The following is a 15992-nucleotide window of genomic DNA, read 5'->3' on the forward strand; positions in this document are numbered from 1 at the left end:
TTGAGTATACTGAGCGTAATTAACTTAATGAATAAGTTAGTTCGATCGAAATTAAAAGAGCACGCTCAAAAAGAAATGGAGGCATACGAAATGGCATTTTTGAATTTGGTCGCGGCCACAGTGGTTTCGTCCAAGGAAGCCAAGGGAGCAGAAGCCAAAGCGGTTGATGTCCTGATTGAGGAGCTGGAGAAACGCACAGGAGTCCGGTTAAGCCGCGCAAATAGCTTCCCAGATGGAAACACTCCAGTTATAGCGGTCGGTACGATGGACTCATATCCTTCAATCGAAGGATTCGATGGCGAACGTCTGCCTAAGGACCTTCCGATCCTTAAGCCGGAAGGTTACGCGCTTCGCACGGTGTCGACTACCGACAACCCTACGGTGTCTATTATTGGCGCGGATGCCCGGGGCGTATTATACGGAGTTGGCAAGCTGCTGCGTTCATTAAGGTGGGGAGATCACCTTATACAGCTGGAACGCGAGCTCAACCTGAATGAAGCTCCGAGCTTTCCTCTACGCGGGCATCAGCTTGGCTACAGGCCAAAGAACAATGCTTATGATGCCTGGAGTGTAGAGCAATACGACCAGTATATTCGGGATTTGGCTATTTTCGGTGCGAACAGCATTGAAATCTTGCCGCCAAGAACGGATGATGATCCGATAGGTCCGGTGATGAAGGTTGAACCGATGGAAATGATGATTCGATTGTCTGAAATCATTGCTTCCTACGGAATGGATACGTGGATCTGGTATCCGAATCTCGGAAAAGACTTCTCTAATCCGGCTACGATTGAGGCGGAGCTGGCCGAGCGTGAGCATATATTCAGCAGTCTTCCGCATATTCAACATATTTTCATCCCTGGCAGCGACCCGGGAGATATGGAGCCAGAGCCATTATTTAAATGGTGCGAACAAGTAGCTGGATTGCTGAACCGTTACCATCCGGAAGCTAAGCTATGGTTGTCGCCTCAGGTCATGAATGGTGATCCAACTGCCTGGAAGAACGGCTTCTATGAGCAGCTGAGCAAGGAGCCGGATTGGCTGGGCGGCATTGTATTCGGCCCTCATGTGGACGAAGCTCTGCCTGAGCTTAGACGAATTGTTCCGCAGAAATACCCGATTCGACGTTATGAGGACATCACACACAATTTTCATTGCCAATATCCGGTAGCCGACTGGGACCTCTCCTTCGCGCTTACGTTAGGCAGAGAAAGCAGCAATCCTCGTCCGTTGGCGCAAAAGCATATTCATAACGAGCTTGCCTCTTATACGGTGGGCAATTTATCTTATTCCGAAGGCATTAATGACGATGTAAATAAATTTATCTGGAACGATCAGGATTGGAACCCGCAGACACCAGCTGTGGAAACGTTACGGGATTTTGCCGGATGGTTTATCAGCTGTGAGCTGGCGGACGGAGTGGCTCAAGGCTTGCTGGCGTTGGAAGACAACTGGCTCGGGCCTCTGGCGGCCAACGAAGGCGTGGAACTAACCCTGCTGCAGTGGCAGCAGATGGAAAGGGAAGCGTCTGAGCGCGTAATCAACAATTACCGCTTTCAGATGGGGTTGCTACGCGCTTACTTTGACGCCTACACGAAGCGGCGGCTTTTCTACGAAACCGATCTGGAATACAGGGCCAAGGAAGCGCTGCGGGAAGCAAAACACACAGGAGCATTGGCTGCTGTGCAGCAGGTTGAACAGATTTTATCGAGGGCTGTGACAGAGCCGGTGGCTCAGGATTACCGCAGACGGTGCGAGGAACTGGCTGATCAGCTGTTTGCCAATATTGGATACCAGCTGACCGTGACAAGGCATTATGCGATAGCTCAGGATCGTGGAGCGTTCATGGATGCGATCAATGCTCCCTTGAACGATGCCCGTTGGCTGCGCATCAGGTGCGCCTTGATCCAGGAGGAGCAGGATGAGATGAAACGGCTGATGATGATTGATGAAGCTTTGAATCGGATCAATCCGGGTCCCGGTGGCTTTTACGATAATTTGGGCTCGTATCGCAGCAATCGTCGTATTGACCCTGGACAAGGGTGGAAAAAGGATCCGGGTTATCTGTATTCGCCAAGAACGGCCCATGCCGTTTACTTGCTGTCAGGCGCTATTACAGAAGCAAAGGAGAAGGAACGAGGCGGCATACCGCTTGCCTGGATTAATCATATTAATGTTATGCTCGATACCCCGATCATCGTTCGTTATGATCATCTGGATCCATCGACAGATTACATAGTGAAGGTGGCTTACGTAGGTGAGATTGGAGTTGAAGCGCATAAGGCGGTTCAGGTGAAACTAACGGCTAACGATACCTATGTGGTCGAAGAAAGCCTTTTGGTGAATGGGTCAGCTGTAACGATTCGTGAAGCTCGTATTCCCCGTGAAGTGCTAAGCAGTGGTGAGCTGAAGCTGACCTTCCTGCGTACCCAGGGCACCAAGCGCTTGAATATAGGGGAAATATGGCTGATTAGAAGTGAGCCGCAGCAAGTGCAGGTATAAGATTGGATGTCAATTCCTGACAAGCCGAATATGTATAACAACCAAGCTATTCCGTAGTGCTGTAAGGCGCTGCAGGATAGCTTTTTGCATTCAAGCTACGGTTTCAAAATGAAACAAGATAGAAAAATGGAACAAAGCGGACTGCGGAGAAAAAATGGAACCTCACCTGCCATATTGGTTGTTATCACACTTTGGTATGGATGCTATACTGATAATCGTTACAGCAGCAATCGAATAACCACGTATTGCAACCGCTTTCTGAGTTGAATGGAATAGAATCTAAGGGTGACTAACAGGCTGGGAAGGAGTATGACCATGGCAGTGAGGAGCATAGCGGGGACAAGGAAAGTAGTCGCTACGATTAAAACGGAACGAAGAAAAAGAATTGCTGAGAGCAAGTACCTATACGTTATGCTATCGTTGCCGATCCTTTACTTTATTTTGTTTAAGTATGGCCCGATGTTCGGGCTGCTGATCGGCTTTCAGGACTATAATTTTGTAAAAGGTGTTTTTCACAGTGAATGGGTAGGGCTTAGACATTTTCGGGAATTTCTGAGCGATCCGTACTTTTGGAGATTAGTAAAGAACACGGTGCTTCTTAATGTGTATATGCTCCTATTTTATTTCCCCACCCCGATTATTTTGGCACTGATACTGAATGAGGTTAAATTAAAATGGTTCAAGAAGCTGTCGCAAACCGTGAGTTACTTGCCGCATTTTCTTTCAACCGTCGTCATATGCGGCATGGTGGTTAATTTTTTCTCCAACGATGGGCTGGTCAACCGCGTATTGATTGAATTTGGCATCGAACCGAAGCCTTTTCTGATGCTGGCTGATTGGTTTCGAACGATCTATATCACCTCGGATATATGGCAAGGCGTCGGATGGGGCTCGATTATTTATTTGGCAGCCTTATCCTCGATTGATCCGCAGCAATACGAAGCGGCCCGGATGGATGGTGCCAATCGATGGGAGCAGATTCGTCATGTTACACTGCCTGGAATTGCTCCAGTCGTGACCATTATGTTCCTGCTTACACTCGGCAATATGATGTCCATTGGCTACGAGAAAATATTGCTGCTGTATACGGGTCCCACCTATGAAACAGCTGATGTCATATCGACCTTCGCTTATCGGCGTGGTTTGCTGGGGAACGATTTTAGCTATGCTACAGCCGTCGAGCTTTTTCAAGCAGTGATTTCACTTTGCCTGATTACGGCTGCAAATCAAGTGTCGCGGAAAGTAAGCGAAACGAGCTTATGGTAATACTTCTCCATCACTGCACATTATGAAAGGAGAATCACATGAAAAAACAAATGACCGTGGGCTCCATTTGCTTTGATGCCGTCATTTATCTGAGCTTGATTGCGGCTATCTTTGCCTTTGTATATCCGCTTTATTACATGTTTATTGTTTCGGTCAGCGATGGGATGAACGTGATGCGGGGAGAAATCAAATGGTTTCCTATAGGGTTTAATTTCGATGCGTATTACACCATTCTTACAGATCACAAAGTGATCAGGGCGTACGGCAATACTTTGCTGTACACTAGTGTAGGCACCTTCATTAATGTAGCAGCGACCGCACTGTGTGCTTATCCCTTATCTCGAAGCAGGCTTTATGGCCGGTCATTTTTTACCGTTTTCATTGTCATTACGATGCTGTTCCACGGTGGGATGATCCCGACTTATCTTGTTGTTGACAGTTTGGGGCTGATGAACAGCATGTGGGCCATCGTCATTCCACCCGCGATCAACGTATGGTATATGATCATCATGAGGACGTTTTTCCAGAACATTCCGAATGAAATCCAGGAATCGGCTGTCATTGATGGTGCCCATGAGATCACGATATTTTGGAGGATCATTATTCCACTATCAGCTCCTGTGTTTGCTACTATGATCATGTTCTACGCAGTGTGGCATTGGAATAGCTTTTTTCCTGCTACGATCTATTTACGTAATAACGAAATGGTGCCCGTCCAAATCATCATGCGCAGTATGATTGTCGATGGCAATGTAGGCGAGGTCAACTCAACGAGGGATCTGACCACGATTCTCCTAAGCATGAAGTATGCCGTTGTGATCGTAACCATTTTACCGATTCTCGCAGTGTATCCGTTTATTCAAAAATATTTTGTTAAAGGCGCAATGGTCGGTTCGTTGAAAGGTTAAAGTTGACTATTCATTTGAGGAGGGGAAAGTATGAACAAACAAGGAAAAGTACTTCTTTCATCTATGGCACTGATGCTGACCATTACGGCATGCTCGGATTCTTCGTCTAAGCAAACGGTGAAGGAGGTTCCAAGCACAAGCACCCCGAAGCCTGCTGCTGCGGGAAGTAAGGCGTCTGATGTGCCATTAACCGTGAAAATACTGAAAGGCTCTTCAAATATTAACCTGCAGGCACCGCTATTCGATTATATATTTGAGAAAACGAATGTAAAAATTCAATTGGAGCTCGTCACAACAAACTTTGAGCAAAAAGCGCAGACGATTATTGCCACCAACAGCCTGCCAGATATTATGGAGGTCGCCTATGGCAAACAAATGTATGTCGATGGCGCCAAGAACGGACTCTTTCTGCCGATCAGCGACTATATGAGCGATGCGCCCAATCTGGCCAAAATCATGAAGGAAAATAAAGAAATTGCTAAAAATAATATTGACGGCAAAATCTATTCGTTTCCGAAATTGGGAGCTTGGAAGCTTCAACTGGCTCAAGGTGCGATGATACGATACGATTTGCTGGAGGAATTAGGGCTGGAGGCTCCGAAAACCTTTGACGACTTGTATAAGGTGCTCAAAAAGTTTAAAGAGAAGTATCCCAATTCCATTCCGTATACGGGAAGAGAAAATGCATTTAATTTATTGAAGCCGCTTGCCTTCGCAATGGGTTCAGGAAACCGGATTTATTATGATCCGAACATAGAGGGTGGCAAATATGTATACGGTCAGGCTCATCCCGAATTTAAACCCGTTCTTGAATTCATGAGCAAGCTGTTTAAGGAAAAGCTGCTGGACCCGGACTACGCGGTCAATACAGCCGATGCCATGAAAGAGAAGCTGGCTTCAGGCAGGTCGTTGTTCTACTACGATAATAACAGTTTTGGTGTCAATTTTAATGAAGCCTTGAAGCCGATTAATCCCAAAGCTCGTTTCGAGCTGCTTCCGTTGATGAAAAACGATCGAGGTCAAACTCGGGGCTGGATGTATAAAAAAGACTGGATGCACAATATCGTAATTAGCTCCAAAACGAAAAATCCGCATGAGCTGGTTCGATTCCTGGATTGGTTTTATGGTGAGGAAGGGACACGCGCCACGGCTTATGGCGTAGAAGGGGTTAATTACAAAATGGAGAACGGCAAGCCTGTTATTTTGGACAGTGTGCTTCAGGAATATGCCCAAATGAAGGACCCCTTCCGCAACATGCAAACCGATCTGGCGACCGGTTTTGAGCAGCTTGCTCTTAATGTCGACGAACACCCGATGGTTGAGACCTCGGCCCCTGAGCTGGTGAAATGGAAAGATATGATTACTACCGAGAAGGGTTATGTCTACGAGGTGGTCGCTCCGCCATTTACGAATGACGAGCTTTCACGATTAAAAACATTGCAGTCCAAGGTGGACACGCTGGTCGATCAGGAGATGGACAAATTTATTATTGGAGTTCGCCCTGTTAGTGATTTCGATAAGTTTTCCCAGCAGCTTATCGACAGCGGAGCTTTGGAAATTGAAAAGATATATAATGAAGCCAATCAACGTTATCTCAAACAATGAGTGTGCTATCAAAGGATTTCTGATAGGAAGGCCTGCCAGAAGGCGCGTTTTAACGGCCCTGGCGGGTTTTTGCATATTTCTGATGAGGTTATTGGATGCCCCTGATATCGCAAGGTTGGGCATTTCTTTTTACAGGTTTGGCAGTATAATAAGAAGATAAGGAAGCGCCTTCATTCAACGGGACCAAGAGAGAGGGTGGTTGGGCAATGAAAACATTGAATTCCAAAGGTTCCGTTCCATTAAACAGACTTTTTTTACGTATACTGCTGTTCTTCCTCTCTTTTTTGATCCCTATTGTATTGATAGGGGCTATTTATTACGTAACCACGACGAATCGACTTCAGGAAGAGTTTACACAGAAGTTTGAAACGAACCTGCAATCGTCTGTTCATACCATCGATATTTATTTGAATACGGCACAATCCAGCTCCGGGCCCAGCTTTTTTTATGAGGTTAGAGCCATTCTAAAACCTTATGTCGAGTATCGCGATGATGAACGTTTGGAGCTAACCAAAGTTACGCAAACATTAGCGAGAATTTCTAACAATCTAAGTGAATTAATTGATAATATATTTGTTTACACAGATGATGAAAAGGTATTTAAGCAGGATGGATTAGAGGATTATCGGCAGTTTTTTGAGAATTACAAGTTTAGCGGATACGATCAGAACTTGTGGAGAGACAAGCTTGAGAACGGCAGACCCTTAGAAATTCTGGAGCCAACTGAGGTTCGAGTAAACAGGACAGTGAGTAAACCGGTTATCCCATTTTTGTTCACCAGTCTGGTTAATGGCCATAAAGCGGTTATGGTATATACGATTCCCATTGATATTATCGATAAGACGTTACGTAATCATACTTTGGTGGATTCTACCCAATTCATTGTAATCGACAACAATCACAACAAGGTGATATGGAGCAGCGCGAACCAACTGACCGAGTCATCGGTTATTTCACAAATTCAGGCTTTCTTCAAATCGGGGAGCCTTCAGCATGGAGAATTAAAGATCAACCAAGAGGCATTCATAGTGACTCAAGTAACGTCGGAAACGTACGGCTGGAGCTATTATTCGGTGACGCCTGTAGCCGAATTTCGTAATCAAACGAGCTATTACCTCTTTTCTTTACTAACGACCTGCTTCGTGCTGGTTGTGGTCGGGATCCTGTTCTCGTTTATATTTACCTTCAATCTGTATAATCCCATTAAACGCATACGGGATATTCTTGACCATCCTGAAGAGAGCGATGGGCGTGCTGACCGGACTGGCCGGCATACGGCGTTTGATTTTATCGGTACTCGTATTCATCGGTTAATCGAGCATAATCACCAATTCAAGCATGAACTGGAAACGGTATCCGTCGGATATTTGGAGCAATCACTGTTGAATCTGATTCACGGAAGAACTGCAGTTAACAAACAGGAAGTTGGAACCATGCTAAGCAAGTATAGCTCCTTTCACAAGCCTTCGTATGTGTGCTGCATCATCCGCTTCGACTTTAAGGAGGCATTTTATCAGGACATTCAGGATGTCGAGCGGTTACACATCGTTAGCAAAATGAAAAAGATTATATGGGGGCTGCTGCTGCCTTACGCCAATATATACTTGCTGGAGGAACACGATCATCTGTATATCGGGATCGTAAATGTGGAGGATGCCGAGGACACGGAGCAGCTGCGGAAGGGCCTGCAAACGATGGTCGACACGTTCCATTACGATTCAAGGTATTGCTTCATTTATATTGGGCTTGGAGACATGCATGAAGGGATTGAAGGCATTACGAGGTCTTACGCGGATGCGTTGAAGGCGCTGGAATCGGCGGATGGAAAGATGGATTTTCAAATTATTGATGCCACTGCTGTTTCTCATGGCTCTATGCATTATTCCTATTCGTTCATGGATGAGAATGGCATTATTAACTGCTTGAAGGCAGGCGATATGTCTAATCTTCGGCTGAAGGTGGATAGTATTATCGGGAAAAACAAAGAGAAGGGCGTCCCCCGTCACTTGATCTCGGCTCTCGTATCTGAAATCTACAACACAGGCTGCCGTTTCCTGGCTGAACGGGGGATCAATCCGAGTGAACTGATGGAACCAGGTAAGCTGGTTTCATTAACGAACCACGAAGAACAGCTGAATGTGGTGCTTGCTTTTTTTGAGCTGATCATGGATCGGTTTTCCTCACAGGAGCAGGACGGCTTCAGCGAGATCAGCTCGCTCATTATCGAATACATAGAAGGAAACTACCATCATGATTTGGGTCTGGAGAAAATCTCCGGTGAGATGGGCGTCTCCTCCAAATATATTTCGCATGTATTTAAAGAAAAAACAGGTGAGAATCTTATTGGGTACATCAGTAAGTATCGGATTGCGAAGGCCAAGGAGATGCTGGTGGAAACCGATTTGAATGTTAGCGAGATTTCCAATCGTGTCGGTATTTTCAGCCGTACGACGTTTATCCGTCTATTTAAAAAGTATGAGGGCACGACTCCGCTGCTATACCGGAATTTGAGCCGTAATAAATAAAAGACGGCAGAACCGTACACATTGGTACCGCTTAAATTGAGCTCATATATGAATATTATTATCCATATTTTGTGAACTATCACCTAATTTTAGTTTGATTTCATTGAGATCGCGTTCCATTTGGGCTATAAAAGCTGTCATATCGGAGGCATGAACAAACAGATTCAGGCCTTCTTGTCCCCATGCAATTTCTTGTTCCACGCCCCAGAAGTAATGTATGCCCGCCGCCACATGAGCGGCTCTTGCCTTACGAATGATCTTGCTGACAGCTTCCTTAAACACAGGGTGGTCATATTGTTCCGGTACGTTCAGACTGCATGATAAATCGTGGGGGCCGATCAATACGCCGTCCAATTGCGGAACCTGCAGGATGTCATCCAGCGCCTCAAGCGCGGGTTCGCTCTCGATATTGACGATCAGTATGTTACCCGCATTGTATTGCTCCAGATAAGCTGCCAGCGGCTCCTCAGGCTCTTCGTGGCCTTGAACAATACGCGCTAATTTCTCGCCCTTGATCGGCCGAAGTTTGACCGCTCCCCTAAGCGCTTGTACCTGCTCCACGGTTTCGATATAAGGGGCAACAATACCTGCTGCTCCCGCATCCATAGCTTTACTTGCTTCATAAGGATCCGGGGAAGGAATGCGTACGATTGGCGCTAGTCCGAGCGCTGAGTAAGTTCGACACATCCAGGAGAGCATATCTCGGTCGATAGACATATGCTCGGTGTCAATAAAGACGAAATCAATACCCAATTTCCGTACTTCAACCGGCCATCGGGGTGAGGTGGATATAATCAGTGTGCCATAAACTCTTTGTCCGCTGCGAAGATGATTTTGCAATTGTACCTGATCCATGAAGGCTCCCTCATTTCTTATAACTTATCCTAACAATTTTAGGTTATCGTATGTAGCTGCAATAAGAAACGTCCACTTTCGGAACAGCCGTTTCAATTTAGGCGAGAGACAGATTTGTTGTTATTTTCCACCTTGTTTCAATTTTGCCGCGACTATTCAGATGAGAATTTGTGCAGAGACTTTACGGAGTTAGTTGTGGTATTCTAGAAGCAATGAAACTAACCCGAGGGGATTTACTAATGGAAGCTCATTATATTGGCGAATCCAAAAAAAGGTGTCAAGAAGCGGGGTTACAAGCAAACCAGCTCCCGTTTCCGAGAAACCGATTACATGTACATGAACTGCTGGAAAGAAAACATAAGTTCGCCGAAGCGATCTCGGTTATGGATTTTTTCAGTGACAAAACAACGAAGCTATTAGAAGGAACCCCGATACTCATCACACTGACTGATGATCTGGGGTATATTATTAGCTTCTTTGGGAATGAGTCCATAAGGGAATCTGCGGCGCAATTGGGTATACAAGAGGGCATTCGGTTTATCGAAAGAGACATGGGGACGAATGTAGTGGACATGGCGCTGCAGCACAAAATGCCCGTAGAGCTTCTTGGCACGGACCATTTTCATACTCATCTGCATACGACAGCCTGTTATTGTGTTCCTTTTGATTTTGCTGATATTGGTGGATTGACAGGTACGGTCAGCATGATGACATTACTCGATTTTCATAGTAAATTTGCATTGCCTTTATTAATTAATATGGTAGATTCCATGGAACGTGAAATGGTCCTGAGAAGGAAAAACAGGAATCAAAATATATTAAATCATATGACGCTTAACACGGTTAACAATGGGATTATTATAGCAGATAAGACTGGCAGCATTATCGAATTTAACCAATTGATAGAGAAGGTTACCCAACGTAAGAGAGAAGACGTAATTGGAACCTCGGTGCTTACAATTGACCTGTTTGCTCCTTATATGCTGGGAGTGCTAAACCATGGAGATCGAATAGAAAATAGGGAATGCACGCTCCCTAGTTCGTCCAATAAACGCATGACATGCTTGCTAGATGCTATCCCTATTGTAGACGACAATCAAGAAATTATTGGTGCTTACCTGCAAATTCGCGATATAACCGATCGTACTATGCTTGAGCAGCAAATTATTATGTATGAAAAATTTTCAGCGATAGGGAAGCTGGCTGCCGGAATTGCTCATGAAATTCGGAATCCACTTACCTCGGTGATGGGATTTATTCAGTTATTAAGAGAAAAGAAACCGAATGCGGACATCACGGCACGATATTTGGAAATCGTATTTAATGAATTACTTGATTTGAAAAAAATGGTATCCGATTTCGTACTTATGGCAAAACCGAGTTCTCCGGAAAAAAAGGAGCATGTGCTGCAAAAGGTCATTGAGGATACGGTTCAATTCATGACCAGTGAGGCTAATCTTAAAAATGCCATTCTTACAACAAATTTATGCGCTTCGTTGATCCTGATATCGATAGATGCCAATCAAATCAAACAGGTGCTCATTAATCTCATACAAAATGCTTTTGAAGCCATGCCCGAAGGTGGAGGAGAGGTCGAAATCAGGCTCACCCCCAATGTGGATGAACATTGTGTGGAAATAAGTATTAGCGATAATGGAATAGGCATTTCGGAAAAGCAAATCAATGAGATCTTTAATCCTTTTTTCACCACAAAGGAAAATGGTTTAGGATTGGGCTTGTCGATATGCTACAGAATTATCGAAAGTCATAATGGAAACATTCATATTAAATCAAACACAGAGCACGGTACCCAATTTATTGTTTCACTTCCCTTAGCTTACGACATTCAGAATGATCATTAATTTTTATAGGCATGATTACTATAATTAATCTTTCCGTTGACAAATGTTGGGTAATGCCATTATGATATACCTAAATTACTTGAGAGGAGGCCGATGAATATGAATTCAATCCACATCCGATCCGCACAATTACAGAAGAAAGTCCATTTCATCGGCCTTTACCGGGTCTGTGAATTTAACTAGGTTTACTCATTACAATTAATGAAGCTTAGATAATGAAGGCGTAAGTAAAGCCATGGACGATACAGGTCTATGGCTTTTTTGTGTTATCCACGATCCCAATTCACAATTGAAAGGAATCATAAACTTATGAAAGAAAACTATTATCAGAAGGTCCAGCTTCCTGCCGGACAGGTGCATGTATATGCAGGACCCTCGCTGTTTCAAGCTTTAGATTACAAGGTATTTGAAATGGCTAACAACAATCTGCAAATTCCGAATCAAGTCTATATGAGCTATACGCCTGATGTACATGTAGGTGTTGGAACCTGTATCGGTACTACGGCTGTGTGGAATACCCATGATGGCTATGTGTCTCCGTCCATTGTCGGCAGTGACATTGGCTGCGGGATGCGCGTTCACTTAACGAATCTGCATAAGGACGAATTGAAAGAAGTAAAGCTGCGCAGAAAGCTGGTCAAAACGATTGAGAAGTATTTGCCTGTTGAAGATCATGCCCGCGGGCATTTCTCTGATATTCGCCTGGAGCATGTGATCAAGAAGGGACTGCACGGTCTCCCCAAAAAATATATCCCGGATGGCTACACGCCTCGTAAGGCGACCTCGTTAACCCATGTGGAGCGCAGCAAGTTTCATTTTGACGAAAATGCGCTGAACCTGTTTCCTGATCGGGTATGGCATCGTGCACATAGCCAACTCGGAACACTCGGGGGAGGTAATCATTTTGCAGAGATTCAGTACATTGAGATTGCTGAGGATAACCGGGAGGTAGCTGAAGCTTGGGGGTTATTCGATGGTCAAGTGATCCTTATGATTCACTCAGGTTCACGTTCGTGGGGAGGCTCGGTGAGTCAATATTGTGGTAGCCTTATGGCGAAGATGATGCGCGCTCAAGGGATAGGCACCGCAGACCCCCATTTATTATTCGGAGCACTTTCGGAGCCAGTGGCTCAAAACTATGTAGATTTAATGTACTCTGCCCTCAACTATGCTGTTGTCAATCGGCATCTGATCGCGTATGCGATTAGGGAAGCGGGTAAGGATGTATTCGGGTCCAAATTTGAAATGTCGACGCTGTACGATCTTATGCACAATTATGCATGGGAAGAAGAGCATGAAGGAAATTCTTATTTTGTCCATCGAAAAGGGGCTACCCGTTCCCTGCCACCGAACCATCCAGATAATCCTGAGCCATATCGACTCACAGGACACCCTGCACTCATTCCAGGTTCGATGGGAACCTCCTCTTATATCATGGTGGGCTCTCCTGAGGGAAAAACGAATTTTCACTCGATCTGCCATGGGGCAGGCCGTATTCGTTCGCGAAGCGCTACGAAACGTTTAATTACTGTAGACGAATTCGCTTCGTCCATGCGTGTAGGAACCGAGGATGAAGTTGTCGTGAATCAAAAATCACTCGAATCGATAATAGATGAATCTCCACAAGCCTACAAAGATGTAGATCAAATTATCGAAAGCGTCGTCGGTGCAGGCCTTGCCCAGGTCGTTGCCCGTTGTAAGCCGATGGCGACAGTTAAAGGGGCTAAGTAAGCATAAATAAATAGAAATGAGGATGTGATCACCATGTTAAATGAAAAAACAGCTGTAGGTTTGAGCAAGCTGCTTACCAAACTGCTCCGACATACGCCAGAAGAGTTTGGAATTGATCTTGAGCAAAAGGATGGCTCCTGTAAGCTGGATGAGCTGCTTCGCGTGCTTCATAAACAAGCGAAGTGGGCGCATATTACAACCGAAGATATACAGCAGGTAGTAAGTCAATCCGATAAGCAAAGATTTGAAATTGTCGGGGATCGAATTCGGGCTAGATATGGGCATAGCCAAGTAAAGGTTGCATACCTTGCCTCGGTTCCGCCAGCTAGACTGTACCATGGAACGAACAGCAAGGCGCTTTCGAGTATTTTGCAGGATGGCATTCATCCGATGAAGAGGCAGTATGTGCATTTATCTGTGGGACTTCAGTTTGCCACACTTGCCGGAAGCAGGAGAGGAGAGCTGAGAATTGTGTCTGTGGATACGGTACAAGCTGCCAATCTCGGTGTTACTTTCTATTACGCTGGTAATGAAGTTTGGCTTGCGGATCAAGTGCCTGCTGAATGCTGCAGCTTATATTCGAACGATGGAGGTAAGGAATTATGAAGCCAAAGCTTATTGATATTGGTGTTAATTTAATGCATCGTTCATTCCATGAGGATCGGGATCAGGTTGTGGCACGAGCGGAAGCGGAGGGGGTCTCGCCGCTTATTATCACGGGAACGTCGCTGAAAAATAGTGAAGAGGCCGCTCGATACGCGAGTAGATTTGCTGGAAAATTGTTTACTACGGCCGGGATTCATCCACATGATACGAAGAACTGCCAAACTCATACGATAGAGAAGCTTCGTAAGCTGGCATTACTTCCTCAAGTGGTTGCTATTGGTGAATGTGGACTGGATTACAATAGAGATTTTTCACCACGGGATGTTCAGAAGCGATGGTTTGAGGAACAGATTCGTTTGGCCTGTGAGCTGCAGCTGCCACTTTTTTTACATGAACGGGATGCCCATTATGAGTTTATGCAGACGCTTAAGCCGTATCTTCCTCGTCTGAATAAGGCTGTTGTTCATTGTTTTACAGGTTCGCTAAAGGAGCTGCAGGTTTACTTGAATATGGGCTTCTATATTGGCATCACAGGATGGATCTGCGACGAGCGCAGAGGTAAGCACTTGGCAGAGATCGTTAAGCGAATCCCGCTGGATCGACTGATGATTGAGACGGATGCTCCTTTTCTTACCCCACGTGATTTGGCTGTTAAGCCGAGTGAGGGTCGCAACGAGCCGGCCTTTTTACCTCATATTTTGAGAAAGGTTGCTTCATGCCTGGGTCGGAGTATCGAGGAGACTACGGAAGCTACGACGAAGGTAGCTAGGGAGTTTTATGGGTTATCCATACATTAACGTCAGGTGAACATCGCTTAGGATTTAACTGTCGATATCTTGCTATTTTATTCATGCATACTACTGCCGGACTCAAGAATGGCTTATACTTGTATGGATGAGGTGAGGATATGGACCAAAAGTTATTTGACCTTGTATACCAATCCGTTGTTAATCGAGAATCGACCTACGATGGTGTCTATTATACGGCAGTAAGGACCACGAAGATCGTATGTCGACCTACTTGTCGGGCCAAAATCCCCCATGCAAGTAATGTGACGTTTTTCCACTCACTTGAAGGTGCGCTTCAAGCAGGCTATCGGCCCTGCAAACGTTGTAAGCCTGAAGCGAACGGAGCACTTCGACCGGATGCGGTATTGGCTGTACAGGTGGATGCGATCATTGAGACACAATACAAAGACAAACTGACTTTGTCGTTGCTGGCTGCTTCACTTGCTATAAGCCCTTATCATTTGCAGCGTGTATACAAGCAAGTGACAGGATATTCACCTGCGGAAAAAACCGAGCGTGTTCGATTAACGCACGCACAGAAGCTTTTAGTAGAATCCAGAGCCTCCATTGCGGAGATCGGAGCAGCTGTGGGCTACCGCAGTGCATCCCATTTCACTTCCTGGTTTTGTCGGAGAACAGGTATATCTCCCACAGCGTATCAGTATGAACAAATAGGAGGAGAAACAATTGATAGCGAGTAAAAAATATCGTCAAACCGTAATCGGCTTGAATCAGTCATGGACCCTTATAGCCAGTGAGCACGGAATTAGCCAATTGCTATTCCCTCCTCATCTTGCTTCGTTGGCTGGGTTGAAGAAAGATATCACGGACGCTGAACAGATGATAGAGGATCACAGCCTTTTTGCACAATTCGGCATCATTGACCTATTGGAGCAGTACTTTGAAGGAATACCTGTCAGCTTCGATAAGGTCCCTCTGGATGTAGAAGGGACACCGTTTCAACAAAGTGTATGGAGGGCCCTAAGCCAGATCCCTCATGGAGAAACGTGGACGTATAAGCAGCTTGCCGACACGATTGGAAAACCTTCAGCGATGCGAGCGGTAGGTACAGCGATTGGGCGCAATCCATTACCGATTGTTTTACCTTGTCATCGGGTCGTAGGATCCAACGGTACGTTAACAGGATTTAGAGGGGGACTCCAAATGAAGAAAGACATCCTTGCTTTGGAAGGGGTAACCCATATGGAAGCCGCAGGGCATGAGCGATTCAAGTTCTGAGTTACCACTGCCCATCATTGGAGTGCTCATTCATTAAACCATGCCCAACAATGAATTTGTAAAAGAAAAGCAGCCTCTTCCAAACTGGAAGCAGGCTGCATGTGT

At 45.3% G+C, this 15992-nt stretch carries 12 protein-coding genes; 11 read left to right on the forward strand and 1 reads right to left on the reverse strand.

Going from position 1 to position 15992, the window contains the following annotated elements; genetic code table 11:
* The first annotated feature begins 90 nt into the window (after positions 1-90).
* The 5 genes from OB236_RS29985 to OB236_RS30005 all read left to right on the forward strand — a co-directional run bounded on the left by OB236_RS29985 (position 91) and on the right by OB236_RS30005 (position 8806).
* On the forward strand, positions 91-2502 hold the full coding sequence (locus tag OB236_RS29985) for an alpha-glucuronidase family glycosyl hydrolase (protein WP_262687223.1): 2412 nt from the start codon (positions 91-93) through the stop codon (positions 2500-2502).
* Between the two features lie 411 nt (positions 2503-2913).
* Positions 2914-3768, forward strand: a complete 855-nt coding sequence (locus OB236_RS29990) for an ABC transporter permease (RefSeq protein WP_408638533.1) — start codon at positions 2914-2916, stop codon at positions 3766-3768.
* A gap of 38 nt (positions 3769-3806) precedes the next feature.
* Positions 3807-4676: a carbohydrate ABC transporter permease gene (locus OB236_RS29995; RefSeq protein WP_262687225.1), complete on the forward strand. Its 870-nt coding sequence runs from the start codon at positions 3807-3809 to the stop codon at positions 4674-4676.
* 30 nt (positions 4677-4706) lie between these two features.
* Positions 4707-6281 carry an extracellular solute-binding protein gene (locus OB236_RS30000; RefSeq protein WP_262687226.1) on the forward strand — a complete coding sequence of 525 codons (1575 nt, stop codon included), beginning with the start codon at positions 4707-4709 and terminating at the stop codon, positions 6279-6281.
* A 206-nt stretch (positions 6282-6487) separates the two neighbouring features.
* The gene (locus tag OB236_RS30005; RefSeq protein ID WP_262687227.1) at positions 6488-8806 is read left to right on the forward strand and encodes a helix-turn-helix domain-containing protein; all 2319 of its coding nucleotides are present in this window, start codon (positions 6488-6490) and stop codon (positions 8804-8806) included.
* Positions 8807-8848: 42 nt separating this feature from the next.
* Here OB236_RS30005 and OB236_RS30010 read toward each other — a convergent pair whose 3' ends face one another.
* Positions 8849-9661: an HpcH/HpaI aldolase family protein gene (locus OB236_RS30010; RefSeq protein ID WP_262687228.1), complete on the reverse strand. Its 813-nt coding sequence runs from the start codon at positions 9659-9661 to the stop codon at positions 8849-8851.
* A 239-nt stretch (positions 9662-9900) separates the two neighbouring features.
* Here OB236_RS30010 and OB236_RS30015 point away from each other — a divergent pair, with 239 nt between their 5' ends.
* The 6 genes from OB236_RS30015 to OB236_RS30040 all read left to right on the forward strand — a co-directional run bounded on the left by OB236_RS30015 (position 9901) and on the right by OB236_RS30040 (position 15887).
* A complete protein-coding gene (locus OB236_RS30015) occupies positions 9901-11523 on the forward strand; it encodes an ATP-binding protein (RefSeq protein ID WP_262687229.1) in 1623 nt (540 codons plus the stop codon).
* 309 nt (positions 11524-11832) lie between these two features.
* On the forward strand, positions 11833-13254 hold the full coding sequence (locus tag OB236_RS30020; protein ID WP_262687231.1) for an RtcB family protein: 1422 nt from the start codon (positions 11833-11835) through the stop codon (positions 13252-13254).
* 33 nt (positions 13255-13287) lie between these two features.
* Positions 13288-13860, forward strand: coding sequence for an RNA 2'-phosphotransferase (locus OB236_RS30025; RefSeq protein ID WP_262687232.1), 573 nt, complete (start codon positions 13288-13290; stop codon positions 13858-13860).
* On the forward strand, positions 13857-14657 hold the full coding sequence (locus OB236_RS30030) for a TatD family hydrolase (protein WP_262687233.1): 801 nt from the start codon (positions 13857-13859) through the stop codon (positions 14655-14657). Before OB236_RS30025 ends, OB236_RS30030 begins: the two co-directional genes overlap by 4 nt.
* Before the next feature lie 110 nt (positions 14658-14767).
* Positions 14768-15349, forward strand: a complete 582-nt coding sequence (locus OB236_RS30035; RefSeq protein ID WP_262687234.1) for an Ada metal-binding domain-containing protein — start codon at positions 14768-14770, stop codon at positions 15347-15349.
* A complete protein-coding gene (locus OB236_RS30040; protein WP_262687235.1) occupies positions 15336-15887 on the forward strand; it encodes a methylated-DNA--[protein]-cysteine S-methyltransferase in 552 nt (183 codons plus the stop codon). The genes OB236_RS30035 and OB236_RS30040 overlap by 14 nt, the downstream gene beginning before the upstream one ends.
* Positions 15888-15992: the final 105 nt, after the last annotated feature.

This window comes from Paenibacillus baimaensis, from assembly GCF_025567575.1.